Source organism: Actinacidiphila sp. bgisy160 (assembly GCF_057707815.1).
The window spans coordinates 16,005-40,857 of record NZ_JBYIQW010000063.1 but is presented as its reverse complement, the minus strand read 5'-3'; the positions used below and the strand labels follow the sequence as shown (position 1 = coordinate 40,857).

Here is a 24,853-nt window from a genome sequence, read left to right as displayed (position 1 = left end):
CACCTGCAGCGCCATCACCTCGCTGCCCGGTCCGGCGGTCCAGCCGCGGCCCGCGTGGGGTGCCACCCGTGTGACGGCGTGCGGGAGCCGTACGCCGATCAGATCGCCCTCGGTGATGCTCTTCGGCCCCAGCAGCAGTCCGCGGCGGGCCTTGCGGGCGCTGGACATCCAGCCGCTCATGCCGCCCTGGACGCCGTCGGCGGTCGCGGCGTAGACGAGGCCGAGACCCTGGTCACGGCCGGACACCGTGATCTCCTTGAGGAGTTTGTCGGCGCCCGACATCGTCAGCAGGTCGGCGTCGTCGACCATGACCACCCGCGGTCCGGGCAGCGCGGCGAGCGCCGAGCGCACCGCCTCCTCGGTCGGTTCGGTGTCGGTGATCACCCGGACCGTCGTGTGCCGGCTGAGTCCGCGCAGCGGGGACTCGCGCGGCGTGAGGACGACCAGTGAGGTGCCGCCGGCAAGCAGCGAGACCGCCAGCGAGGCCAGGGTGTTGCTGCGCCCGGACCCGGTGGGGCCGATGACCCCGAACACCGCGGACGCACCCGCGAGGTCCACGCCGACCGGTTCGCCCTCGTCGCCGCCGATGCCGAGCAGGCCCCACAGGGGCCGCCGCTGCTCGGCGGGCACCTTGTCGTAGACGTCGGCGAACTCCGCCGACCGCGGCAGCGAGGACACCTTGAAGGGCCGCCGTGCCTGCGGCACCCGTGCGTCGCGCTTGAGGGCGGCGGCGCCGATCTTCCGGAGCGCCTCGACCTGCTCGGTGCCGCCGTCCGGGGCGAGCAGCGCGACCTGGGTCTCGGTACCGGTCAGGACGTGCCATCCGCGGCCGGGCGGGATGTCCGCCGGCAGCTTGCCCGGCTTCATGCCGATCGCCTGGACGTCGGAGCGGTCGCCGGGCCGCAGCAGCAGCCGGTGGTCGTTGTGGGCCGCCATGCGGCCGCCCAGCAGCGAGCGTTCGGAGGTGCCGATGAAGTGGATGCCGGCGCCGGCGCCTTCGCGTACCAGGCGGACCATGTCCTGGTACATGTGGCTGTACTCGTGCTCGTCGAGCATGGCCGACAGGGCGTCCCAGCCGTCGACCAGCAGCAGGATGTGCGCGGGGCGTTCGGCCTTCGGGAGCAGCTTGCGCAGTTCGTCGATGCCGGTGGCGTTGTGCTGCTGCGCCAGTTCCTGGCGGTTGACGAGTTCCTGGTTGAGGCGGCGCAGCAGCCGCTCCAGTCGCTCGGTGTCGTGCCGGGGGACGACGGCGCCGCAGTGCGGGAGCGTGGTGAGCGCGGCCAGGCCGCCGCCGGCCGCGTCGATGCCGTAGAAGTGCACGTCGGCGGTGCTCTGGTAGCGGGCGGCGGAGCCGGCCAGGGTGCGCAGCACCTGGGTGCGGCCGGACCGGGGCGCACCGATGACGTACAGGTGGCCGAAGTTGCTGAGGTCCGCGGCGGCCACGTGACGCCGCTGCAGCTGCGGGACGTCCTCCAGGGCGTACGGGATGAGCAGGCGTCCCTCGCGGACGGGGTTCATCGCGTCGAGGTCGTCGAGCAGGATCCGGCGCTCCAGCGCGGGCAGCCAGGGGCTGGGCTGCGGGGTGTAGTCCTGAAGCTGGTCCACGGCCCCGCGGATCTCGTCCACCAGGACCTGCAGGTCGGTGGGGGCGGGCGCCTGGGCGCTCTGGGTGAGGACGACTTCGGACTCGGCCGGCGCCGCGGCCCGCCCGAGTGCGTCCCAGGACAGCTCCGCCGCGACGACGGGCTTACGGGCGCCGCTGTCGGCCTCGGTCTCCTCGGCGGACTTCGGACGCGGCCGCTCGGCGCCCACCCAGGCGGTCTGGAAGGGCTCTGCGGACTTCGGGCCGCGCCGCACCAGGGCGCGGCCGGGAGTGGTGGCGGAGATGTCGACGGCGTCGTTGACGTCGATGACGTCCTGGCTCTCGGACTGGTCGGTGACCCGCAGTGCGATCCGGAGGTTGGTGTTGGCGCGGATGTCGGCGGTCACCACACCGGCCGGGCGCTGGGTGGCCAGGATCAGGTGGATGCCGAGCGACCGTCCGCGCTGGGCGATGCTGATGAGCCCGGGCACGAAGTCGGGCACCTCGCGCACCAGGGTGGCGAACTCGTCGATGACCAGCAGCAGCCGCGGAAGCGGCGCGAGCGTCGGGTCGGCGGCGCGTTTGGCCTGGTACTCGGGGAGGTCTTTGGCGTCCGCGGCGGCCAGGACGTGCTCACGGCGCATCAGCTCGGCGCCCAACGACTCCAGGGCGCGTTCGACCAGGTGGGCGTCGAGGTCGGTGACCATGCCGAGGGTGTGCGGCAGGTTCGCGCACTCCTTGAAGGCGCTACCGCCCTTGTAGTCGACGAGGACGAAGGTCAGTTCGTCCGGCCGGTTGGCGGCGGCCAGGGAGGCGACGAAGGTCTGCAGCAGTTCGGACTTGCCGGAGCCGGTGGTGCCGGCCACCAGTCCGTGCGGGCCGTCCTGGACCAGGTCGAGGGAGAACGGGCCCTCGAAGCCGCTGCCGAGCACGAAGGTGGTGGCGGAGGGCCGGGTCTGCCAGCCCGCCAGGATCTTCTCGGCGCTGGGCGGCTCCTGCTTCAGCAGGTCCAGCAGCTTCACACGCTGCGGCAGTCCCGCGTCGTGCTCGGGACTGACGTCGCGCACCGGTGCCACGGCGCGGGCGACTTGCTCGCACCACTCGGGCGTGACCTGGTCGGCGCGGACCGCCGGCACGTCGGGCGTGCCGGGGCGCTTGACGGTGAGCCGGCCGGCCTCGGCCAGCACCACTCCGGTGCTCTCCTCGGGCAGCAGCCGCTCCTGCTCGTCGAGGCACACGCTGAAGACGCGCGCGGCCGGGCCCTCGGTGAGGACCTGGACCATGCCGGGTACGTCGCGCAGCCGCCGGGCGCCGTCGGCGATCACCAGGACGTCGGGGCCGACGAGAGCGGCGTTGCGGTCGGAGCTCGTGGCGCGCTTGCGCACCTGGATCTGCGCCACCAGTTCCGAGACGCGGGCCGCGGTCGACTCGGGGTCGTTGCCGATCAGGACGAGCGGGCCGCCGGACGCGGCGGGACGCACGTGCGGGAGCCAGCGCACCCAGGCCCATTCGTCGGCGCGCCGGGGATCGGTGAGCAGCACGATCCGCAGGTCGCGGGGGCTGTGCAGCACTGCCGCCTGGACCGCCATCCAACGGGCCAGCGGCTGCACCTCGGCGGCCGGGCCCGCCACGCCCACCACTCCGTGGCCGCTGAGGTCCACGCCGATCGGGGCGTCGGGGATGTTCCAGCGAATGGTGCGGTGGTTCTCGTCGCGGGCGGGGTCCTCGAGTTCGCGCAGCGAGGGCTGGTCGGCGGTGCCCAGTCGCAGCACGAGGTGGTCGGGGTCGTGGCGGCGCCGCTCCCACAGCCGGCTGCCCGGCCCGGTGGCCATCAGCGCGACGGTGGCCGGGTCGGGTCCGGTGACGTGCCGTACCCGGCGCTCCCGGGCGACGGCCTCGCGGACGCCGTCCTCGACCGCGACGCGCCGGCGGTTGTACTGCCGGTCCGCCTCCTCGTAGTCCTTGCGGGCGGTGCGGCGGCCGGTGACCCAGTTGGAGACCATCATCATCGGGCCGAGCGCGATGAAGACGACGAAGTAGTACGACTTGAAGATGGCGACCATGAAGAATCCCATGATCACCGGGGCGATCATCATGGCCGCGGGGAAGGGACGCTTGGCCGGGGGTGAGGGCGGCGAGGGCAGCCGGACCCGCTCGCCGTCCAGGTGCGGGGCGATCCGAGGCGGGCGGTTGTAGTCGATGCCGAACCCGTCCGCGGACTCGGTGACGGCGGCGTCCGCCTCGACCGGCGCGCTCATCCGCAGCAGGACGGAGCCCACGGTCAGGTCCTCGCCGGGCGGCCACGGCACCGGCAGTCCGCGGGCGGCGGTGCGCTCGGTGGTGACCCGTTGCGGGCGGGTACGGCGCAGCGCGGTCACGGCGTCGTCCGGCGGGGGCGCGGCGACCCGGCCGCGCACCTCGTCACCGGGCGTGGTGCGGGTGCGGTGCCAGTGGGCCGAGCCGTCGGCACCGACGGTCACCCACAGGCCGCCCTCGGGGACGCCGTCGCCCTCGAGGCGGATCGCGCACAGCGGTCCGGAGCCGATCTCGTGGCTGCCGAACCCGAGCCGCCAGGTGCGCCCGGCCTGCGGTCCGGAGACCACGTGGATCTCGGCGAGTACCGGTTCCGCGTCGGTCTTCGCGCCCACCCGGACCCGGTCGGGGTCCGTGCCGGGGGCGCCGAGGCCCAGGACGCCGCCTTCGCGCAGTCCGGCGGCGGCGACGGGCGCGTCCGGGTCGAGCCGACGGCCGTCGAGGTAGAGGTCGCGGGCTCGCGCCCCGTCCACGGCCTCCGCGAGGTCCGCGACGGTGCTGCGCGCGGGCAACCCTACGAGGTGGTCGCGGCGCGCACCGTCCGCGCCGTCGACGGTGGTGATGGTGAGGTTCACGGGCTTCCCAGTTCGGGCGTCACGAGGACGAGGAGCGTGCGGTGGCGGCGGAGACACCCGCCGGTCCGAAAGCGGTCGGCTCGGCGAGATCGCCGTCCTCGTCGCCTGAATCGGTGGCGGCGGGGGCGGCGGGGGCCGTGCCGGGCTCGGGGCGGGGGGCGGTCGCGGAGACGGCCATGGCGGTGGGCGACAGCCCGGACTCGACAAGGTCGTCGTCGGGCGAGAGGGTGCCGAGCGACTTCGGCGGGTTGGGGCCGGCGCCTGCGCCGTCCCCGGGAACCGGCGGCAGGTCGCGCACCAGCCGGGAGACGGCGCGGGCCAGGGGCAGCGCGTCGACCGTGAGGGCGGGCGGGCCGCCGTGCAGGCGCAGGTGGCCGTCCCGGTCCGCTTCCAGGATCAGGGTGCTGTGGTGGGCCACACCCAGGGTGAGCAGGCGCACGCCGCCCGGCCGGTTGCGTTCCGGCGCCTCGGCGCTCACCGCGTAGCCGGTGTCGAGGCGTTCGAAGACGTCGGTGGGACCGTGGTGCCGGGGGTGCACCCCGGCGCCGACCACGACGCGTCCGGAGGGCAGGCGGGCGTCGAGCTGGGCCGCGAGGGCCTGGAGGACCGCGCGGGCCGTGCGCCGCTCCCCGGTCACGGAGACCGCCGGCGGAACGGCGGTCAGGTCGAGGAGCACCGCGTCGGTACCGGCCCTGCCGAGGCAGACCACCACGGGGACCTCGCCGCCGTACTCGTTCTCCGGTGCGGAACCGAGGTCGGCGCGGCTGATCCACCACAGGCGTGGTTCGGCCGCGTCTCGGGCCCACGGTTCGGGCAGCGCGCCGTCTCCGTGGCCATGGGCGACGTACACGCCGACGACGTCGGCACCGAGCAGCGCCGCGTACGGCCGGGCGTCGGGCCGCTCGGCGGCGGCGCGGCGCAGCGCGGTCCCCGCGTCCGTCCAGCCGGAGGCGTCGCGGAGCAGGCGGCCGAGCACGCGCAGGCCGCGGCGGTGCCGCAGCGCGGTGCGGACGGGCGTGGCGAAGGCTCGGGCGGCGGTCGTCAGTTCCCGCACGACACGGCGGCGCAGCGCGCCCCAGCCGCCTTTGCGCCGGACGATCCAGTGCGCCACCACGACGACGAGGATCAGCAGGCCGATGAGTCCGATGAGCCGGGTCCAGCCGGCGGGAACGTTCACGCGGCGACTCCGTCCACGCCGCGGCGGGCGAGTTCGGCCCGCAGGGCCCGTACTCCGTGGTGGGTCCGGGACTTGACGGTGCCTCGCGGCACGCCCATCTCGGCGGCGGCGTCGGCCCCGGTCTGGTCCATGACGTGCACTCGGACCACGGCCTCGCGGTGGGCGGGCGGCAGGGCGCTCAGCGCGGCGAGCAGCACGGAACGGTCCTCGACGAGACCGGCGTGGTCGCCGGAGTGCTCGAGCGCGGTGCCCGCGAAGTCCGCGGCGGTGATGCCCACGGGCACGGCGCGGTCGCGCCGCCGGTGGTCCACCACGAGGTTGCGGGCGACCCGGAAGAGCCACATACGGACCGGACGATCGTGCACGTCCAGCCGTCCGGCTCGCTGCAGGGCGCGCAGCAGAGTCTCCTGGAGCACGTCCTCCGCGGCGTGCACGTCACGGCCCATGAGGCCGGTGACGAAGCGCCGCAGGCTGTCCCGCTCGGCGATGATCATGCTGGCGACAGCACTGTGTTCGTCGGCGCCGCCGGTGTCGTGCTCGGCGAGGACATCCGCCCCGCCCTTACGACAGTCGGACTCGTTCACACACATGGCGTAAAGATTAAGCTGCTGAACGAGATGCTCTGACCACAGTGTTGGCGCATATTCGATCATTCGCCGTCACAGTTGGTGAAATCTTAAACTATTGTTCACCTTGCCGAAACCGAGGGGCGGACGCCCGCCCTACGCTTCCGCGCAGACTCCCGAGCCGACAGGAGACCACGTGCCTCCCCATCCCGATCCCCGGGACCCCGAGGTTCTCGACGGGGCGACGCCCCGTTTCGCGGACACTTTCGCCCGACGCCCCTCCCTGCCGCACCGGCGGCTGCTGCCGGACCGGCGGGCGTGGAGCGTCCTGGCCACCACGTCGGCCGTCATCGGCTGCGCGGTGCTGGTCGTGCCCTTGATGGCGCGAATCGACGTGCTGCCCGACGGGGGCGGCAAGGGCGACCCGGTGGCGGCCGTCGCACCCAGTGCCTCGCAGAACGGTGTCCTGCCGGCTTCGCCCGGCGTCAACGGCACCAAGGGCTCCCCCGCCTCGGGCGGCAACCTCCCGCCGGCCTCCGGGTCCCAGGGGCGGGCGAACGGCGGCGGTTCCGCGGGCGGCACCGGCGGCGGCCTGCCGGCCGTGGGCGGCGCCCCCGGCAGCGCCGGTGGCAGCGGCACAGGTGGCAGCAGCGGTGGTGGCAGCAGCAGCGGCGGTTCGGCCACCGGCGGATCCGGCGGTTCGTCGGGCTCGACCTCGGGTTCGTCGGCCGGCCAGCCGACGCCCACCAAGACGCAGCAGACGGTCACCGTGCCCGGCGTGCGCATCCGCAGCGTGCAGAGCGGCCGCTGCATCGCGGTAAGCGGCGCGCAGAACAGCACCGGCCGCGACGGCGCCCGGCTGCAGATCCAGGACTGCGACGGCGGCGCCTGGCAGAAGTGGGACTTCCGCTCCGACGGGACCATCCGCGCCTTCGGCATGTGCATGGACCTGGCCAACGCCTCGTTCACCGACGGTGCGGGCATACAACTGGCCCGCTGCAACGGCGGCTGGGCCCAGCAGTTCAGGCTCAACGCCTCGAACGACCTGACCAACAGGAACAAGTGCGTCGACGTGGTCGACAAGGGCACATCCAGCGGCACGCCGCTCCAGCTGTGGACGTGCTACGGAACGTCGAACCAGAAGTGGGTCAAGGCCTGACGGTCCTCGCCTGATGCCGTCCCCGCCCCGCCTCGGGGAGGGGACGGCCTTCACGTTCCGGCGTGCGGGCGCCGGCCCGGCCCTCAGCCCCGGCCGTCCGGGAGGACCACCGAGCGCGTGAGGTGGCGGGGCGCGTCCGGGTCGAGGCCGCGCGCCGCGCCGAGCGCGGCGGCCAGCCGCTGGACGACGACCAGGTCGGCGAGCGGGTCGCGCCCGAGGGCCACCAGGCGTCCGCCGGTGCGCGCGATCTCCCCCGCCAGCCCCGCCGGGAGGTCCGCGGGGTCGCCGAACCACCACGCCACCCGGCCGGGCCCGGTGACGCTGATCGGGCCGTGCCGGTACTCCATGACCGGGTACGCCTCCGTCCAGACGCCGGCCGCCTCCCGCATCTTCAGCGCGGCCTCCTGCGCGACGCCGTAGGCCCAGCCACGCCCGAGGAAGGTGAACTGCCCGGTCTCCAGCAGCCCGTCGGGCAGCGGCGCGGCGAGCGCGGCCTCCGCCTGGGCGGGCAGACCGGCCAGATCCTCCCCGAGCAGGGCGCGCAACAGGACGAGTTCCGTGGTGGCGAAGCGGGTCTGGACGACCGAGGTCTCGTCGGCGAAGTCCAGGACCACCGCTGCGTCGGCCAGTTCCATGACGGGAGTGGCGGGATCAGCGGTGACGGCCACGGTGGGGGTGCCGCCGCGCAGCGTGGCCAGCAGCTCCAGCACCTCGGTGGTCGTGCCCGACCGGGTGAGGGCGACGACCCGGTCGTAGGCCCGGCCGGCCGGCATCTCCGAGGCGGCGAAGGCGTCCGTCTCGCCCTGCCCGGCGGTCTCGCGGAGCACGGCGTAGGCATGGGCCATGAACCACGAGGTGCCGCAGCCCACGACCGCCACCCGCTCGCCGGCCCGGGGCATCGCGGCCCGCCAGGGCGCCACGCCGTCACCGGCGAGCGCGACGGCGCGGCGCCAGCAGTCCGGCTGGGTCGCTATCTCGGCCTCTGTCCTGCTCCGGCTCGCGTTCCGGGTCTCGCTCTGGCTCATGGATGGACTCCGTCCCCGTCCGGCGGCCCTTGACACCGAGCACGCCCGTTCGAGCATCATGTGTGAAGTTGCTCGACTCTAGCAATTTTCCTGCAGAAAATTGCATGCTGCTTCATGAGGTGGCGGGACAACGCAAGGGGGGTGGGTGGCCCGTGCGACGGCAGGTCCGGTCAGGCGCGGACGACCTCCACGCCGGCCGCAGCGAAAGGCTCGGTGACCGCGGCCGGGGCGCTCCCGTCCGTCACCAGGACGTCGACCTCCTCCACCGGGCAGATCCGGGCGAAGGCCCGCTTCCCCAGCTTGGACGCGTCGGCGACCACCACGACCCGCTCGGCGCGCCGAGCGAGTGCCCGGTTGATGCTCGCCTCGCCTTCGTGCCGGGCCGCCGCGCCATGGGTGACGTCGATGGCGTCCACGCCGAGGAAGACCAGGTCGAGGGTGAGCTCCGCGAGCAGTTCCGCGGCCAGCGGACCGATCAGCTCGTACGAGGCCGGGCGGGCGACGCCGCCGGTCACCACCAGCTTCACGTGCCGGCGGACGGCCAGCTCACCGGCGATGTTCAGCGCGTTGGTGACGATCGTCAGCGCGGTCTGCGCACCACTGCCGGCGAGGTCGGCGCGCGCGGCGAGGGACCGCGCGACCTCGGTGGTCGTGGTGCCGCCGTTGAGCCCCACCACGGTGCCCGGCTTGACGAGGGCCGCCGCGGCCCGGGCGATGCGCTCCTTCTCCGGGGCGTTGCGGGCGGCTTTGTAGCGCAGCGGCAGGTCGTAGGCGATCGCGTTGATCACCGCGCCGCCGTGGGTGCGGGTGACCATGTTCTGCCGGTTCAGCTCGTCCAGGTCGCGCCGGATCGTCGCGGGGGACACGGCCAGTTCGGCCGCCGCGGACTCGACCTCGATACTCCCGTCCCGGGTCAGCATCTCCAGCAGCGCGCTCCATCGGGCCTGTGGTCCCGCCATCTCCTCGTCCCTGTCGTCGGGTGTGCCGGCCCGAGCCGCGTTCCACGCGTGGCCGCGCACATCTTTGCGCTTTACCAGACTGAACCATCACGTTCACGCAACATCATTCCATCGAGAGGTCGCCGCGTCATGCCGCTGGTCCCCACCGCCGAACTCGTCCGCGCGGCGCACGCCGAACGACGCGGGATCGGCGCCTTCAACGTCATCACCCTGGAGCACGCCGAGGCGGTCGTCGCCGGCGCGGAGGCGGCCGGGCGGCCCGCGGTCTGCCAGATCAGCGAGAACGCGGTCCGTTTCCACGGCGGCTCCCTCGCCCCGATCGCCCGCGCGACCGCCGCGGTCGCCGAGTCGGCCGCGGTCCCCGTGGGACTCCATCTCGACCACGTCACCGACGAGGACCTGCTGCGCCGCGCCGCGGACTGCGGCTTCGGCTCCGTGATGTACGACGCGTCCGCCCTCCCCCACGACCGCAACGTCGCCGCCACCCGCGCCGCCGCGGACTGGGCGCACGACCGAGGCGTATGGCTGGAGGCCGAACTCGGCGCGATAGGAGGCAAGGACGGCGTGCACGCCCCTGGCGCACGCACCGACCCCGCGCAGGCCGCCGCCTTCGTGGCCACCACCGGGATCGACGCCCTCGCGGTCGCCGTCGGCAGCTCGCACGCCATGACGACCCGCACCGCCCGGCTCGACCACGAACTGATCGCGCGGCTGCGAGGTGCGGTGCCCGTCCCGCTCGTCCTGCACGGCTCCACCGGTGTCCCCGACGACGAGCTGCGCCGCGCCGTCGCCGGCGGCATGGCCAAGATCAACATCGGTACGGCACTGAACATCGCCTTCACCGGCGCGGTGCGCGACTTCCTCTCTTCGGACTCCGCCGCCGTCGACCCGCGTCGCTACCTCTCCTCGGCCCGCGGGCAGATGGCCGCGGCGGTCGAGAGCGCCCTGCGCGTCCTCGGCTGACACCGGACGGCGGCCGGCTCAACGCCGGCCCGCCGCCTGGAGCTGACGCAGCGTCCAGCCACGCCCCCGCACGTCGAGCGGCCGGGTGGCGGCGGTGAACAGCTCCGCAGTACGACGGTAGGAGAGCCGCCCGCGGCTGGTGCGGAACAGCGGCCCGTCGACCCGCCCGAGGACGAGCAGCGGCAGCAGCCGGGCCGACCCGTGCCCCCAGCGCAGCGGCACCGCGGTGCGCTCGCGGGTACGGCGCCCGGGCAGGTCGAGGTCGTCGACGTCGAGCGCCAGCAGCCGTTCGATGGGCGCCCCCGTCTCATGGAGCAGATGCCAGAACGCCTGCTCCCGCAGCGGCGCCGGCAGCCGCAGCACCTCGCGCACCTGGTCGGTGCCGAGTCCGGCCTCGGCCTGGCGTGCCTTCGGCACGGGCAGGGCCCGTAGGCCGTCCGTGGGGTCGCCCGACAGCCAGCCCTTCGCGCGCCACCACGTCACGGCGCTGCACAGGACGGACAGTTCACGGTTGGCGGTGCGGGCGCCGACCGCCGCGGACCGTGCCGCGAAGGCGTCGCGGAGCCGCCCCGCGGTGCCCGGCGCGTCGAGCAGTGCCAGCGGGACCGCGGGCGGCTCGGCGTTGCGGCGCCCGCCGCCGACGGGCGGGGGGCGGTCGACGAGCCCCCAGGCCCAGGTGGCCAGCGCGATCCGGTAGACCCGCCGCGAACCCGCGCCGAGCCCGGAGGCGGCCAGGAAGCGGTCGACGGCGACGGCGTACTCCACCGGCTGGCTCATGCGCTGCCCGCCCTTCCCTTGTCACTCCGGTCGGCGATCGGCGTCCCGCAATCCCGCGATCCCGCGATCGACCGCAGTAAATGCCCCTGCGTCGTGAACTGCGGCCATCATAAGTTGACTCGACCAGACTCAATAATTCTTTTCGCGGGCCTGGCGTGTCGCCGCACGCCCACTGCACGCTGCGCCCATGGCACTCGATCTCCGCCCCGCGGTCCTGCGGGAACGCGACTTCCGTCGCTTCTTCATCGGCTACTCCACCTCGCTGTTCGGATCGTCGATGGCGTCCGTCGCACTGGCCTTCGCGGTCCTCGAGACCGGCGGCGGGGGCACCGAACTCGGCGTGGTCCTCGCGGCCCGGATCCTGCCGCTGGTGCTGGTGCTGCTCGCCGGCGGCGTCCTCACCGACCGGTGGGGCAGCCGGCCGGTGATGCTCGCCGCGGACGTCACACGCTGCCTCACCCAGGCCGCCCTCGCCCTGGCCCTGCTCGGCGGCGCGCCCCCCATGGCGACGCTGATCGCGCTTGTCGTCGTCTGGGGCGCGGCCGAGGCGCTGTTCACCCCCGCGCTCGACGCGCTCGTCCCCCGCATCGTGCGAAGTGACGCGCTCTCGGACGGCAACGCGCTGCTCGGCGTGGCCCGGTCGGCGGCCTCGATCGCGGGCCCGGCACTCGCAGGCGTCCTGACGGCGGCCGCGGGCGCCTCCGCCGTCCTCGCCGTCGACGCCGTCAGTTACGCGGTGAGCGTCGTCGCGCTGCTCCTGCTTCCGCGCACCGCCCGGGTCTCCGGGCCCGCCACCTCCTTCGCCGCCGAGTTGCGGGAGGGCTGGACGGAGTTCCGCTCCCGGACCTGGCTCTGGGTCACCTCGGCCCACGTCTGCCTGTTCAACCTCTTCGTGTGGGCGCCCTTCCTCGTCCTCGGGCCCCTGGTCGCGCAGCGGGAGCTCGGCGGGCCGGCCTCCTGGGGCCTGGTCATGGCCCTGTACGGGGCGGGAGCGGTGGCGGGCGGCACGGCGATGCTGGGCCGCCGGCCCCGCCGGCCGCTGTTCGTGGGGACGGCCGCCACCGTGGGCTGGGCCATGCCGTCGGCCGCCCTCGCCACCGGGCTGCCGCTGCCGTGGATCTGCGCCGCCGCGCTGGCGGCCGGTGCCGGCTCGGCCGTCTGCGGCACCCTCTACGCGACGGTCACGCAGAGCCAGGTGCCGCCCGGTGCGCTCGCCCGGGTCAGCGCGTACGGCACCTTCGGCGCCTTCGCGCTCGGACCGGTGGGTCTCGCCGCGGCCGGACCGGTGTCCGTCCTGTTCGGCGTCGCGGGGGTGCTGGGCTTCGGCGCGGTCTGGCAACTCGCGGCGGTGGCCCTGGTCCTGACGCTTCCCGCCGTGCGGGCCGTCCTCCCGCCGCCCGGGAGGACGGCGTCCGCACCCGGCGGGGACCGGGACGCGAGCAGCCCCTCCCCCTCGTCCTGAGCCCCTGCGGCGCCGTCGCACGATGTCGTGGGTCACGTGCGCCGCGGTCGATGCCGGGATCACGCTCCGCTACGGCAGCGGACGCCGCGCTCCCGCGGTGCACGGCGGTGTCCCGGCGCCCGGCAGGACGGATGTCGGGTGCAGGGACAGCGCGTCGACCAGCCCGGCGTCGAGCGCCGGGCCGATCGTGGCGTCGCCGCCCATGAGGACGACGTCGAGGTCCTCGCCGCGGAGCGACGACGCCTCCCGCGCCCGCTCACGCTCGGCGGCGACGGCGTCGGGCAGTCCGGTGGTGACGAACGTCCGGCCGCGCCGTCAAGGTCCCAAGTCCAACGAGCTGTTCGCCGCGATCGGGGCCCGCAGCCGCCAGGACGCCGTCGCGTACGCGGAGCGCGTCCGCCGCGCGCAGTGGCCGGGAGACCGCGGGTCCCGCCCCGGCGGCTCGTCAGGAGGCCGTCGCCGGGGTGTCCCGCAGGGCGACGTTGGCGTGGCTCTCCTGGAAGCTCTGTTCCGAGACGAGGGTGAGCCGGGCCGTGGACTGGAACTCCGGCACGGTGGTGGAGCCGCAGGAGACCATCGTGGTCCTGAGCTTGGCGACGGTCAGGGCGAGCCCCTCGTTGAGGTCGCCCGCGTAGGGGACGTAGCCGTCCACACCTTCCTCGAAGACGAGCCCCTGGCCGCCCTGGCCGTAGCGCTGCCAGTTGCGGGCCCGGTTCGAGCCCTCGCCCCAGTACTCCTTGACGAAGCCGTCGCGGGTGGGCAGTTTCGCGCCGGCCGCCTGGTCGAAGCGCGCGAAGTAGCGCCCCATCATGACGAAGTCGGCGCCCATCGCCAGCGCCAGCGCCACGTGGTAGTCGTGCACCAGCCCGCCGTCGGAGCAGATCGGCACGTACTCGCCGGTGCGTTCGCGGAAGGCGTCCCGGGCCGCCGCGACGTCCAGCACGGCGCTGGCCTGGCCGCGGCCGATACCCTTCTGGTCGCGGGTGATGCAGATGGAGCCGCCGCCCACCCCGACCTTGACGAAGTCCGCCCCCGCCTCGGCGAGGAAGGTGAACGCCTCGCCGTCGACCACGTTGCCGCCGCCGACCGGGATCTCGGGGTGGTGCTTCTTCACCCAGGTCAGGGCCTGCGCCTGCCAGTCGCTGTACCCGTCGGACGAGTCGAAGCACAACACGTCCACGCCCGCCTCCAGCAGGGCCGGCACGCGCTCTCGGTAGTCATGGGTGTTGATGCCGGCGCCCACGCGCAGCCGCTTGGCGGCGTCCACCAGCTGGTTCGGGTAGCGCTTGTTGTCCGCGTAGTCGGAACGGAACACCAGATGCTGCAGGTGACCCTCGGCGTTCAGCACCGGCAGGCAGTCCAGCCGTTCGTCCCACAGGCGCGCGTTGGCCTCGGAGAGCGTGGTGTCGGGTCCGGCGTGGGCCAGGTCGGCGATGGCGGTCATCCGGCCGCTGACCGGTCCGTCCAGGTCATGGCGCTGGGGGTGGAAGTCCCGGGAGGTCACCAGGCCGAGCAGGCGGCCGGTGGCGGTCCCGTCGTGAGTGACCGCGGCGGTGCTGTGGCCGGTGCGGCGCATGACGTCGACCAGGAGGCCCAGGCTGTCGTCGGGGCGGACGTTGGTGTCGCTGGTGACGAATCCGGCCTTGAAGTTCTTCACCTGGCGGACCGCCGCGGCCTGGTCCTGGATCGGCTGGTTGTGGTGCAGGAAGCTGAGACCGCCGTTGCGCGCGAGCGCGATGGCGAGCTCGGGGGTGCTGACGGCCTGCATGATCGCGGACGTGAAGGGGGACTGGAGCTCGATCGCCGGCGCCTCGCCCGCGACGTGCCGGACCAGGGGAGTGCGCAGGTCGACCGCCGCTGCCGAGCAGTCGGTCCGTGTCCGGTTCGGCAAGAGCAGGAACTCGTTGAACGTCCGTGAGACCTCGGCGATGATCTGTGCCACTCGTTCCTCCTGGCGCGTCGGCCGGGGCGCGACTGCCCCGCCGTGGGGATCGCCCCCGTGTCGCGGGGCCCGGGCAGGCAGGAACCGGCACGGCAGCCGTGGAGGTGCCACGACTGCGGCAGAGCCCTGACCGGCCCGTGGATCGAACGGGGTACGGTCGTGACCCGGCACCTTATCGATCGACCCGGCCGTCGCACGAATCGTGCCGCTCACCGGCGGTCATCGCCGCCGGACGGTCCCTCGGGTGCTCGGCGCGGGTGGCGTCAGGCGAACCGCGGCAGGCCTCACGGCCGGGCCCCAACGGTGCGCCCGGGAACCGCGCGCACGCCACGACCGGTGTCCGCCGTGGTGAAAGGCCCTGCCTCCCCCACGGCGGAGGTCACGGCATGTCAGCGGCCGGCGGTCTGGCCGCCGTCCACGGGGAGGGTCACACCGGTCACGAACGGGGCCCTCTCCAGGTAGAGCACCGCCTCGACGACGTCGGCGATCTCACCCATCCGGCCCACCGGGTGCAGCGCCGCCAGCGCCTCATGGGTCTCCACCGGGTGCATCGGCGTCTTGATCGTGCCCAGCGCCACCGCGTTCGCGCGGATCCCCCGCGTCGCGTACTCGATGGCCAGCGCCCGGGTCGCCGCCTGCAGGCCGCCCTTCGTCAGCGACGCCAGCACCGAGGTCACCTTCGCGTCCGCCTGGTCACCGAGGCTGCTGGACATCTGGACGACATGTCCCCCGCCCTGCTCCAGCATCCGCTCCACCGCCCGCTGCGTGATCCGGAAGAACCCGTCCAGGTTCACGCCGAGCACGGCTCGGTAGTCCTCCTCGGTGTACTCCGTGAACGGCTTCGCGACGAAGATCCCCGCGTTGTTGACCAGCGTGTCCACCCGGCCGAACCGCTCCACGGCCGTCGCGATCACCCGCTCCGCGGTCTCCCGGTCGGCGACGTCCCCCCGGACCGTCACCACCTCCGGGTCCGCCGACTCGCCGATGTTCCGCGAGGTGGCCACGACTGCGTACCCCAGCTTCCGGTACCCCTCGACCAGCCCGGCACCGATGCCCTGCGACGCACCCGTGACGACCGCGACCTTCCGATCCTGAACGCTCATGACCTGCTCCCGATGGATGGGGGACTGCGCCGGTGAGGTAGCCGACCGTTCACCTACAAGCGCGACGACCAGGCGACAATTCCGGCGGAACGCCGGAAATCTACCCTTTGTAGGGGTCTCCATCGGGGAGCCAGGCGTCCGGGCCGTGGACGCCGAGATCGCCCACGCCGTCGGTGAGGACGTCCACCACGGCCAGCACCGCGTCGCGGACCTCGTCGGCGCGCCAGACCAGCGACCAGGTCCAGTAGACCTCGGGGGCGAGCACCGGCCGCTTGACCAGGTCCGGCGGCAGCGGGGCGGTCTGGCCCTTGGGGCAGTTGACGACCGGCCCGCGGCAGCGGCGGACGTGGTCGAAGAACCCGCTGCCGGTGACCCCGCCGTCGGAGATGCGGACCGCCCGCGCCCCCGTGTCGGCGGCGAGCCGCTCCGCGTACAGGTTCCACGACAGCCAGGAGGTGGTGTCGTCGTCGAGGAGGACGGCGGTGTCCTCGGCGCGCACGGCGCTGGTGTCGTCGCCGGTGGAGACCGCGTAGAGCTGATCCGCGCCCAGCAGCCGGGACCGCAGGCCGTACCGCCTCAGGTCCTCCGTACGCACCCAGCAGACCGCGAGGTCCAGGCTGCCGTCGGCGACCCGGGAGGCCTGGGTGTGGGAGGGCGCGATCCACGCGTCCACGTGCAGCCGCGCCACGGCGGACGCGCGGGCCGTCAGGTCAGCGGGGAGCCAGTTGACGTAGCCGAGCCGGACCGCCTCCGAGCCGGCCAGTTGCCTGGCGCGGCGCCCCACGTCGTCGGCGCGCTCCAGCAGCGCCCGGACGTGCGGCAGCAGCGACGAGCCCGCCGGGGTGAGCGACACCGACCGGCGGTCGCGGTCGAAGAGCCTGACCCCCAGGTCGCGTTCGAGTGCCTTGATCTGCTGGGACAGGGAGGGTCCGGCGATCAGGAGCCGTTCGGCCGCCCTCCCGAAGTTCAGCTCCTCGGCGACGGCGACGAAGTACCGGAGTTGACGCAGCTCCACGCCGCCATGCTAGGGCCTGGCCCGGTGGATCCTCGCATCGTCGGCCTGTGGAAGCCACCGCCTCCCAGGAGGGAGGAAACCGGTCCTGGCCCGCGCCGCGCCGCCGGGCCCAGGATGGGGGCCCGGCCGCCTTCCCGGCCGGGGGAAGCGGCGGGATCCAGCCGGTCGACGAGGAAATAGTCGATCGGTCGTATACTGGTGCCCATGGGACGCACAAGTGATGCCAGGGAGAAGATCATCACTGCCGCGCAGACGCTCATCGAGCAGCGTGGCTACTCGGCGCTGGGCGTGGCCGAGATCTGCAAGGCGGCCGGGGTGCCCAAGGGGAGCTTCTACTATTTCTTCGAGTCCAAGGAAGCCCTCGCCCTGACCGTGATCGACGAGCACTGGGCGGCGCAGAAGCGCGACTGGACCCGCATCCTGGGCGCCGACGCGGCCCCCCTGGAGCGGCTGCGCCGGCTCTTCGAGGCGACCGAGGAGAGCCAGCACGCGGGCCAGCAGTCCTGCGGAACGGTCTCGGGCTGCATGTTCGGCAACCTGACGCTGGAGATGAGCAACCAGACCGATTCCATCCGCGGCCGGCTGCAGGAGATCTTCGACACGCAGGTCGGCATGATCGACGAGATCGTCACCGAGGCCCGTGAACGCGGGGAGGCCACCGTCGCCGACACCCACGCTGTCGCGGCGTCGATCGTCGCCCAGCTCGAGGGGCAGGTGCTCTTCGCCAAGCTCTACAACGACACCGGGCGCCTCAGCGCGCTGTGGACGAACTGCCTCGCCATCCTGGGCGCGACCGAGCCGCGGGAGGCCGTGGCCGCGGTGTGACGGTGTCTGCCGTGTGACGGCTCGGTACCACGGGCGCGGCGCCCGCGGTACCGAGCCCCACCGCGTCGAGGCCGAGGATCAGCGGCCCGGCAGCCTCTCGGTGATCTCCTGGAGCACCCACTCGTTGCCGTCGGGGTCACCGAACGACGCGAAGGAGCAGTAGCTGCGCCGCTCCGCGTCGGGGCCGGGCACGCGTCCCTCCGTCCCGGCGCGGTGAAACAGACCTCCGGCGTCGTGGAACACCTCGCTCGTCTCGACGCCGCGTCCCACGAGTTCCTCACGGGCCGCGACGACGTCCTCCACGATCAAGTGGAGTCCCCGGACCGAGCCCGGCGCGGCCGAGCTGACCCCGGTACCGAAGATGACCGAGCAGAGCGAGCCGGGCGGGGTCACCTGGACCACCCGGAAGTCGTCGCCGGCGGTGACGTCCGCGTCCAGCCGCCATCCGAGCCCCACGTAGAAGTCCTTGGCCCGGTCGACGTCGGCGACGGGCACCACCACGACCTCGAGTTTCATGTCCACAGGGGTTGCTCCTCTCCCTTGCCCCGTCCGCTGTGCGGGGGCGCTCCGCACGCCGCGGTCCGCGGGGGTGATGCGTACCCCCGCGCCCCGGCGGGCGGACGGTACGGGCGGGAGGGCCACCGAGTTGGCGGTGCGCGCCCCTATCGGGCGAGGAACGGCAGCAGGGCCGCCGTCACCTCCGCGGGGGCGTCCAGGGCCACGAGGTGGGCCGCCGCCGGGAACTCGACCAGGGTGGCGCCGGGGATCGCGGCGGCGTAGCGGCGGGCGATGTCCTGGAAGTCCGGCACGTCGAGAAGGCCCACGCCGACCAGGGTGGGCACGCGGAGGGTGGCGACGTCCCCGGCCTCGCGGCCCTTCGAGTGCGCATCGACCGTGCCCTGGTGGGTCAGCGCGGTCCGCAGCGGCCCGCGCAGCCGGTCGGCCGATCCGGCGGGTACCTCGTCCTGTCCCCGCGCGGGGCCGCGCAGCCACATGTCGAGGTTCACGCGGACGGCGGCGTCGAGGTCCCCAGCGGCGAGCGCCTCGGTCTCGGCCGCGTCGTAGGCGATCATCCGCGACGACCAGTCGTATCCCGGCCACGGCGGGGCGAACACCGCCAGGGAGTGGACGCGACCGGGGTGGGCGAGCGCGAAGTCGAGCGCCACGCGACCGCCGAAGGACGCGCCGACGACGCGGGCGCGGTCGTGCCCGAAGTGGTCCAGGACACGGCGCAGGTCGTCGTGCTCGCTGAACGGGCCGGTCGGCGGTGGCGACTGGCCGAAGCCGCGCATGTCGTAGCGGATGACCGTGTGGTGCTCCGCGAGGCCGGGCACGACCTCGTCCCACATCCGGTGGTCGGCGACGCCGGCGTGCACGAGGACGACAGGCGGCCCGTCCCCCGTGACCGTGCAGGCGAGACGGCCGAGTTCGTCGGTGAGTGTCAGCATCCGCAGATGATCACATGTCCCCGGCGCCCCCGCCCGCGGATTTTCCCACGGGTGGCACCGCGCCGCGGCGGGAGCACACGCACTGGTCACCGGTCAGAGAGCTGTGCTCCGGGCGGGGTGGCGATGGGGAGGTCCGCCGCCACTTCCGGATCGAGGTGCTCGGGCTTCCGGCAATGCCGATCGTCCGGAGACGATCAGCCAGGTGCCTCCGTCGCTTTGCTCGTCAGACAGCAGGCCTGCCTGACCGTGATGCGTGCTCAGTTCCAGGCGGAGGGGGTGGCGGCGAGCGGCCGGCCCGCTTCGCATTGCTCCGGCGCCTCGAAGACGCTCGACCCGGGCCCGGGACGGGCGAGCGTGTGAAGCCCCGGGCGGACAGGCCGCGCTTGGTCGGCGGCCCGTCCGCCCGGGGCTTCGCTTCCCCGCCCGCGGGCGGGGGGTCGAGCTACGTCACCCGGTGACGCGCAGGTGCCGTCGTTCGGCCAGCTCCTCCGCGCCGACCACGGTCAGCACCGGGCTTCCGGGCGGCGCGAACATCATCACCACCATTTGCGACTGCGCGTCCGGAAGGTTGTTGGCGCCCAGGTAGTGGATCACGTCGCCGCCGGGCTCGAACAGGGCGTCACCGGCCTTGATCACCCGGGGCGGCTGCCCCTCCAGCTCGAAGAGGACCTCGCCCTGGGTCACGTACCCGAAGATCGGTCCGGGGTGCCGGTGCGGCGGCGCGCCCGGGTCGCCGGGCTGCAGGGTGACCCGGATGGTCCTCGCCTCGGCGCCGGCGGGAATCCGGCCCGCGGCTTCCGGCAGGGTCGCGATCACCTCGACGCCTGGGGGCAGGTGTGCGTGCTCAGCGCTCATGAGTTCCTCCAAACAGGGACTGTCCGAAGAAAGACAGGACGGCCTCCCCGTTTGTGACGCCCACGCACGGCTGGGCCGGGACGCCCCGGCGGGCGCGGGCTCGCGGAGCCGGCCACGGCCGGCTCCGCGCGGAACGACCCGACGGCGTCGTGGAGGCGCTGTGGGACCTTCCGGGCTCCGCCGGGACGGCCTCGGCCCCGGCCGGGTGACGCCCCCGGGCGCGCCGCGCCCTCCCTGCATTGCTCAGAGTTCGAGGCGCCAGTCGTTGCCGCGCAGCATCGTCCCGCTGCCCCTCGGGTCACTCGAACTCGCGGGTGCCGCGCAGGGTGAACCCCAGGCGGCGGCGATGCCCCTGCCCTGGTACGGCGGCAGGACGTTCCAGCCGGTCTCGTAGACCGGTTCGCCCTGCCAGTCACGGCGGTGGTGGGCGATGCCGCCGACGGGCTCGTCGCCGAGGAGCACGGCTTACATGCGGCCCAGCCCGGCTTCGGCAGGGCCAGGTGGCGCTCGTGCCGGGCGAGCAGCCGTTCCTCGGACTCCGCGCCCCTGACGTGCCGCCGCATCCCGGGGGTGTCGATCAGCCGGAAGGGAGCGAAAGTGCTGCCTCCGACCAGGGCTCCAGGCGAAGGTCCGTGCGGAGCAGCCTGACAGAGCCCTCCGGCGGCAGGCACCTCCGTTTCCCGCCGGGGGTGCACCCGGCGCGGGCACGGGGCGCGCCGACGGGTACGATCTGCCGCGATGCGCAGTGACGGAGGAGCCGGCCGAGGCGGTGCGACACCCGCCCGCCTGGGCGGTGTTGTCCTCGTCCTGTGCGGGCTGATCGCCGCCCTCGGGGTCTGCGGTCACGCCGGGGCGCCGGACGCCGCGTCCGGCCCGGTCCGGACCCTTGTCTCCGCCCACGTCGCGTACGTCAGCGACGAGGTGTGCACGGACGCACACGACCCCGGCAGGCCCGGCAACGGCTGCTCCCCCGCGGAGCACACGCCGGTGACCCTGGGCTCCGCGCCCATGCCGCACCTCGCCGGCACCGCACTGCCGTCGGTGTGGCCCCCCGCGGTCGCCGCGTCCGGGCTGAGCGCGCCGTCCCCCGGCACCGTGCGCCCCTTCGACCTGCACATGCTCCAGATCCAGCGGATGTAGGAGGGCCGGTCGCACCGGCGGTGACCGCCGGTGCGCGCCGTACGTCATCCGACCCTTCACGAGCACCGCCGTGTCGCCGACGCGGCGGGGAATCAGGACATGCCATGGGTTCCCCCAATTCCAAGGCCAGGACCGCCGACCGCCGCGCGCGCGTCGAGGAGATACGCCGCCAGGAGCAGGCCCGCGAACGCCGCAACCGGATCATCACCATCACCGCCTGCACGGCCGTCCTCGCCGGACTGGTCGGCGGCGGCCTCTACCTCGTCAACTCCGCCGACGACAACGGCGGCAGCGACGGGAAAGCCGCGGCCGCCGGCTCCATCAGCGGGGAGAAGACGTGGTCCGGCCTCACGCAGAACCACGTCAGCAAGACCGTCGACTACCCGATGAGCCCGCCCGCGGGCGGCGACCACAACCCGGTCTGGCAGAACTGCAACGGCGACGTCTACGACAAGCCCCTCACCAATGAGAACGCCGTGCACTCCCTGGAGCACGGCGCGGTGTGGGTCACGTACACGGACAAGGCGACGGACGCCGACGTCAAGACGCTCGCCACCCGCGTCTCGAAGACCCCGTACTCCCTGATGAGCCCCTACGCGGACCAGGCCTCGCCGATCACGCTCACGGCGTGGGGCCACCAGTTGGGCGTCACCGAGGCGGACGACCCGCGCGTCGCCGAGTTCTTCGACACCTATGTGCAGGGGGACCAGACCCCCGAGCCCGGCGCGCCCTGCACCGGGGGCAAGGCCTCGTGACCGCCGCCCGGGGCGCGAGCAGGCCGCTGCTCGCTCTCGCCGGCGCCATGGTGCTGGTCGTGCTCGCGGTCCTGGCCTTCGCTCTGCTCACGGCACGCCCCGGCAGCGGGGGCACCCCGGGCACGGACTCGCCCGACGCCGGCTTCGCGCGCGACATGGCGATCCACCACCAGCAGGCGGTGGAGATGTCCCTGATCGTCCGCGACCGCACGGACGACGAGGACGTGCGCAGGCTGGCCTACGACGTCATCAACACCCAGGCCAACCAGCGCGGCATGCTGCTGGGCTGGCTGGACGTCTGGGAGCTGCCCAAGTCGTCCTCGACGCCGCCCATGACGTGGATGGGACACGACATGGCCTACACGCCGCACGACGGGTCGCTGATGCCGGGCATGGCCACGAACGCGGAGCTGCGACGGCTCGACGCGGCCCATGGCAAGGCCGCCGCGGTCCTCTACCTCCAGTTGCTCACCGCACATCACAAGGGCGGCGTGGAGATGGCGGCCGCGGCCGCCGACCTCGCGCGGACCGACCGGGTGCGACGCCTGGCGGCGGGCATGGTCCAGGGCCAGGAGGCGGAGATACGCCTGATGGCCGACATGCTCGCGGCCCGCGGCGCGAGCCCCAACCGCTGACCTCACTGGGGTGCCGGGAGGCCGCCCGCCTCCGGGCACCCCCGGGTGGGCTTGCCGGAGTGACTCCCGACGCCTCTTGATCCGCCCGGCATCGGCACAGGTCACCGCCGTCCTATCGAAGTTGACAACGGTCACCGGTGCAGTCTTTGGCGATCGGCGTGCCCATGTGTTTCCCTGCGGGTGTCGCAACCGGAACGGGGAGGTCGCCGCACCATGAACGCGCACGATCACGGGCACGGGCACGGGCACGCACACGGGGTGGCCGAAAACGCCGACCGGCGCTGGCTGGCGCTCGCGCTCGGGCTGATCGCCGGCTTCATGGCCGTCGAGGTCGTCGTCGGGTTGCTGGTGGGGTCCCTGGCGCTGCTCTCCGACGCCGCGCACATGCTCACCGACGCCGCCTCGATCGTGCTGGCGCTCGTGGCGATGCGGCTGGCGGCGCGCCCGGCGCGCGGCGGTTTCACGTACGGACTCAAGCGGGCCGAGATCCTCTCGGCGCAGGCGAACGGCATCACCTTGCTGCTCCTCGCCACGTGGCTGGCCTACGAGGCGGTGCGGCGGCTCGTCTCGCCGCCGGAGGTGGCGGGCGGCCCGGTCCTGGTCACCGCGCTGGCCGGAGTGGTCGTCAACATCGGCGCGGCGTGGTGCCTGTCGCGGGCGAACCGGACGTCGCTGAACGTGGAGGGCGCGTTCCAGCACGTGCTGAACGACCTGTACGCGTTCGTCGGCACGGCCGTGGCGGGCCTGGTCGTCCTCCTGACCGGCTTCGTCCGCGCCGACGCCATCGCGACGCTCGTGGTGGTCGGCCTCATGCTCAAGGCGGGGTGCACGCTGGTGCGCGAGTCGGGGCGGATCTTCCTGGAGGCGGCCCCCGCCGGCCTGGCCCCGGACGAGGTGGGCGACCGCCTGGCCGCCCACGAGGCGGTCACCGAGGTGCACGACCTGCACATCTGGACCATCACCTCCGGGCAGCCCGCGCTGTCGGCGCACGTCCTCGTCGAGCCGGGCGGGGACTGCCACGCCGTCCGCCGTGACCTGGAGCACCTGCTCGGCTCGGACTACGGGCTCACCCACACCACCCTGCAGGTCGACCACGCGCCCGCCGAGCTGCTCACCGTGGGCGGTGCCCCGGTGGGCCGGCCCGATGCGACGGGAAGGCACTGTGGCGAGGCGCACGGCCCGGTGCACCACTCAGGGCCGCACGGACACGGCGAGCCGGACACCGGCGGAGCGTAACCACCCGGGCCGAAGCGCCGCCGGCGGGAACAGGACGGGATTGCGCACCATACGGCGGGCACCGAGCTTGCGCGGCGACGACGGCGATGCCGACGGCGGCCACCGCCGGGTCGTCGAGGCGCAGCGATAGTGTGATTGAACGTTTTACATCAGCGAACACGGCGTACAGCGCAGGCCAAGCGTCGGCTCGGCCGTGGACGGCCGGCTCAGCCGTCCAGCCAGCCGCGTTCGTGGGCGAGGAGCGCGATCTGGAACCGCGTCCGGGCGCCCAGGGCGGTGCCCGCCTCGCTGACGTGCTTCTGCACCGTCCGGCGGCTGACGCCGAGCACCCTGGCGATGGCGTCGTCCTTCATCCCCGTGGCCATGAGGTGGAGGATCTCCCGGGTCCGTTCGTCGGTCTCCACCGTCTCCCGTTCCCGCCGCGGGACGGGCCAGTCCTGGCGGCTCTCCAGCGAGACGGGTGTCGCGCGTTCCCAGATGCCCTCGAAGAGCGCGACGCACACCTCGATCAGGGCTGGGGAGTGCACCACCATCGAGCCCGCCGAGGGCCGGTCGCCCTGGAGCGGGAGGAGGGCCGCGGTCCGGTCGAAGAGCGCCAGCTTGACCGGGAGCCGGGTACCGAGGCGGAACTCACCGCCCACCGCGGTGCCGCGCAGCGCGGTCTCCAGGGACACCTCGTCGGTGAAGCCGTCGGCCTCGTACACCGACCGCAGCCGCACTCCGGGGGCGACCGCGGTGCGGTCCGGGTCCCGGTGCCCCGAGTCGTCCGAGGTCCCGGTCACGTAGGGCGGCTTGGCCAGGTGCAGCACCTCGCTCCTGCTGCCCTTCAGCAGGTGGGCGTAGCGGGCGGCGACCTCGTCGCCGTGCTCCAGGACCTCCACCAGGTTCGGCGCGCCGGGGTGCGCGACGGAGCGGTAGAGCTCGTCGAGCCGCTCCATGAGCAGCTCCGTACGGGCCAGTTCGCCCCGCCTGCGGGCGAGCAGGGAACCCAGGGAGGAGCGCGGCGGTCCGGCCTTCCAGCGCGGGGACCCGCCGGGGATGCGGATGACCAGGAGTTCCTCCTCCAGGTCCCGCAGCGCCCGCTCGGCCTCGCCGGCGGATGTGCCGACCGCCTCGGCCACCGCGGCGGCGTCCGCCGAGGGACGTCCCACCAGGTACTCGAGGACCCGGCTGCCCAGGGGGTCCAGACCCGTGCCCGCCCAAGGACCGCCCGACGAGACATCCATGCAGCCTGCCACCCCTGTACGTACGCGCACCGGCTGATGATCGTACGCCTCGCGGGACGGCCGGCGGGGGCCCGGTCCGGCGTGCGCCGGTCCGGGCCCCCGTCGGGGTGGTGCG

22 protein-coding genes and 1 pseudogene are annotated in these 24,853 nt (G+C 73.8%); 8 read left to right on the top strand and 15 right to left on the bottom strand.

Translation table 11 applies throughout. The features are described from left to right. From AC3EUJ_RS32275 to AC3EUJ_RS32265, 3 genes are all read right to left on the bottom strand, one after another. On the bottom strand, positions 1-4,470 hold a 4,470-nt coding region (locus AC3EUJ_RS32275; protein ID WP_431967676.1), incomplete at its 3' end, for an FtsK/SpoIIIE domain-containing protein. A 19-nt stretch (positions 4,471-4,489) separates the two neighbouring features. Beyond that, positions 4,490-5,647, bottom strand: a complete 1,158-nt coding sequence (locus AC3EUJ_RS32270) for a hypothetical protein (RefSeq protein WP_431967674.1) — start codon at positions 5,645-5,647, stop codon at positions 4,490-4,492. Further along, on the bottom strand, positions 5,644-6,237 hold the full coding sequence (locus AC3EUJ_RS32265) for a sigma-70 family RNA polymerase sigma factor (protein ID WP_431967672.1): 594 nt from the start codon (positions 6,235-6,237) through the stop codon (positions 5,644-5,646). The genes AC3EUJ_RS32270 and AC3EUJ_RS32265 overlap by 4 nt, the downstream gene beginning before the upstream one ends. Positions 6,238-6,409: 172 nt before the next feature. Here AC3EUJ_RS32265 and AC3EUJ_RS32260 point away from each other — a divergent pair, with 172 nt between their 5' ends. After that, a complete protein-coding gene (locus tag AC3EUJ_RS32260; RefSeq protein WP_431967670.1) occupies positions 6,410-7,372 on the top strand; it encodes a ricin-type beta-trefoil lectin domain protein in 963 nt (320 codons plus the stop codon). A gap of 83 nt (positions 7,373-7,455) precedes the next feature. Here AC3EUJ_RS32260 and AC3EUJ_RS32255 read toward each other — a convergent pair whose 3' ends face one another. Both AC3EUJ_RS32255 and AC3EUJ_RS32250 read right to left on the bottom strand, forming a co-directional pair. Further along, complete coding sequence (locus AC3EUJ_RS32255) at positions 7,456-8,397, bottom strand: SIS domain-containing protein (RefSeq protein WP_431967668.1); 942 nt, start codon at positions 8,395-8,397, stop codon at positions 7,456-7,458. A 170-nt stretch (positions 8,398-8,567) separates the two neighbouring features. Next, positions 8,568-9,356 carry a DeoR/GlpR family DNA-binding transcription regulator gene (locus AC3EUJ_RS32250; protein ID WP_431967666.1) on the bottom strand — a complete coding sequence of 263 codons (789 nt, stop codon included), beginning with the start codon at positions 9,354-9,356 and terminating at the stop codon, positions 8,568-8,570. A 129-nt stretch (positions 9,357-9,485) separates the two neighbouring features. Here AC3EUJ_RS32250 and AC3EUJ_RS32245 point away from each other — a divergent pair, with 129 nt between their 5' ends. Continuing rightward, a complete protein-coding gene (locus AC3EUJ_RS32245; protein WP_431967664.1) occupies positions 9,486-10,319 on the top strand; it encodes a class II fructose-bisphosphate aldolase in 834 nt (277 codons plus the stop codon). Between the two features lie 18 nt (positions 10,320-10,337). Here AC3EUJ_RS32245 and AC3EUJ_RS32240 read toward each other — a convergent pair whose 3' ends face one another. After that, complete coding sequence (locus AC3EUJ_RS32240) at positions 10,338-11,096, bottom strand: hypothetical protein (protein ID WP_431967662.1); 759 nt, start codon at positions 11,094-11,096, stop codon at positions 10,338-10,340. Between the two features lie 187 nt (positions 11,097-11,283). Between AC3EUJ_RS32240 and AC3EUJ_RS32235 the strand changes: the two genes are divergently transcribed. After that, positions 11,284-12,558, top strand: coding sequence for an MFS transporter (locus AC3EUJ_RS32235; protein WP_431967660.1), 1,275 nt, complete (start codon positions 11,284-11,286; stop codon positions 12,556-12,558). A 69-nt stretch (positions 12,559-12,627) separates the two neighbouring features. Here the strand turns inward: AC3EUJ_RS32235 and AC3EUJ_RS32230 are convergent. The 4 genes and pseudogenes from AC3EUJ_RS32230 to AC3EUJ_RS32215 form a co-directional block, all read right to left on the bottom strand. Next, positions 12,628-12,861, bottom strand: a pseudogene (locus AC3EUJ_RS32230) (dihydrofolate reductase family protein); the annotation flags it as partial. 142 nt (positions 12,862-13,003) lie between these two features. After that, complete coding sequence (locus tag AC3EUJ_RS32225; RefSeq protein WP_431967658.1) at positions 13,004-14,500, bottom strand: IMP dehydrogenase; 1,497 nt, start codon at positions 14,498-14,500, stop codon at positions 13,004-13,006. 389 nt (positions 14,501-14,889) lie between these two features. Further along, entirely contained in the window at positions 14,890-15,603 is a 714-nt protein-coding gene (locus AC3EUJ_RS32220; RefSeq protein ID WP_431967656.1) for an SDR family NAD(P)-dependent oxidoreductase, read from the bottom strand. A gap of 100 nt (positions 15,604-15,703) precedes the next feature. Further along, entirely contained in the window at positions 15,704-16,618 is a 915-nt protein-coding gene (locus AC3EUJ_RS32215) for a LysR family transcriptional regulator (RefSeq protein ID WP_431967654.1), read from the bottom strand. Between the two features lie 204 nt (positions 16,619-16,822). Here AC3EUJ_RS32215 and AC3EUJ_RS32210 point away from each other — a divergent pair, with 204 nt between their 5' ends. Then, positions 16,823-17,443 (top strand): TetR/AcrR family transcriptional regulator, encoded by a 621-nt coding sequence (locus AC3EUJ_RS32210; protein ID WP_431967652.1) that lies wholly within the window; start codon positions 16,823-16,825, stop codon positions 17,441-17,443. 78 nt (positions 17,444-17,521) lie between these two features. Here AC3EUJ_RS32210 and AC3EUJ_RS32205 read toward each other — a convergent pair whose 3' ends face one another. The 4 genes from AC3EUJ_RS32205 to AC3EUJ_RS32190 all read right to left on the bottom strand — a co-directional run bounded on the left by AC3EUJ_RS32205 (position 17,522) and on the right by AC3EUJ_RS32190 (position 20,208). Beyond that, the gene (locus AC3EUJ_RS32205; RefSeq protein WP_431967650.1) at positions 17,522-17,965 is read right to left on the bottom strand and encodes a VOC family protein; all 444 of its coding nucleotides are present in this window, start codon (positions 17,963-17,965) and stop codon (positions 17,522-17,524) included. Positions 17,966-18,105: 140 nt separating this feature from the next. Then, a complete protein-coding gene (locus tag AC3EUJ_RS32200; protein ID WP_431967648.1) occupies positions 18,106-18,891 on the bottom strand; it encodes an alpha/beta fold hydrolase in 786 nt (261 codons plus the stop codon). 447 nt (positions 18,892-19,338) lie between these two features. Beyond that, a complete protein-coding gene (locus AC3EUJ_RS32195; protein WP_431967646.1) occupies positions 19,339-19,746 on the bottom strand; it encodes a cupin domain-containing protein in 408 nt (135 codons plus the stop codon). A gap of 243 nt (positions 19,747-19,989) precedes the next feature. Continuing rightward, positions 19,990-20,208, bottom strand: a complete 219-nt coding sequence (locus tag AC3EUJ_RS32190) for a GNAT family protein (RefSeq protein ID WP_431967644.1) — start codon at positions 20,206-20,208, stop codon at positions 19,990-19,992. A 276-nt stretch (positions 20,209-20,484) separates the two neighbouring features. Between AC3EUJ_RS32190 and AC3EUJ_RS32185 the strand changes: the two genes are divergently transcribed. The 4 genes from AC3EUJ_RS32185 to AC3EUJ_RS32170 all read left to right on the top strand — a co-directional run bounded on the left by AC3EUJ_RS32185 (position 20,485) and on the right by AC3EUJ_RS32170 (position 23,512). Further along, a complete protein-coding gene (locus tag AC3EUJ_RS32185) occupies positions 20,485-20,886 on the top strand; it encodes a hypothetical protein (RefSeq protein ID WP_431967642.1) in 402 nt (133 codons plus the stop codon). 104 nt (positions 20,887-20,990) lie between these two features. Then, positions 20,991-21,641 carry a thioredoxin-like domain-containing protein gene (locus tag AC3EUJ_RS32180; RefSeq protein ID WP_431967640.1) on the top strand — a complete coding sequence of 217 codons (651 nt, stop codon included), beginning with the start codon at positions 20,991-20,993 and terminating at the stop codon, positions 21,639-21,641. Then, complete coding sequence (locus AC3EUJ_RS32175; protein WP_431967638.1) at positions 21,638-22,276, top strand: DUF305 domain-containing protein; 639 nt, start codon at positions 21,638-21,640, stop codon at positions 22,274-22,276. Before AC3EUJ_RS32180 ends, AC3EUJ_RS32175 begins: the two co-directional genes overlap by 4 nt. 213 nt (positions 22,277-22,489) lie before the next feature. Beyond that, positions 22,490-23,512 carry a cation diffusion facilitator family transporter gene (locus tag AC3EUJ_RS32170; protein ID WP_431967636.1) on the top strand — a complete coding sequence of 341 codons (1,023 nt, stop codon included), beginning with the start codon at positions 22,490-22,492 and terminating at the stop codon, positions 23,510-23,512. A 206-nt stretch (positions 23,513-23,718) separates the two neighbouring features. On the opposite strand, the gene AC3EUJ_RS32165 is transcribed toward AC3EUJ_RS32170, so the two are convergent. Then, positions 23,719-24,738, bottom strand: a complete 1,020-nt coding sequence (locus AC3EUJ_RS32165) for a helix-turn-helix transcriptional regulator (RefSeq protein ID WP_431967634.1) — start codon at positions 24,736-24,738, stop codon at positions 23,719-23,721. Positions 24,739-24,853 lie beyond the last annotated feature (115 nt).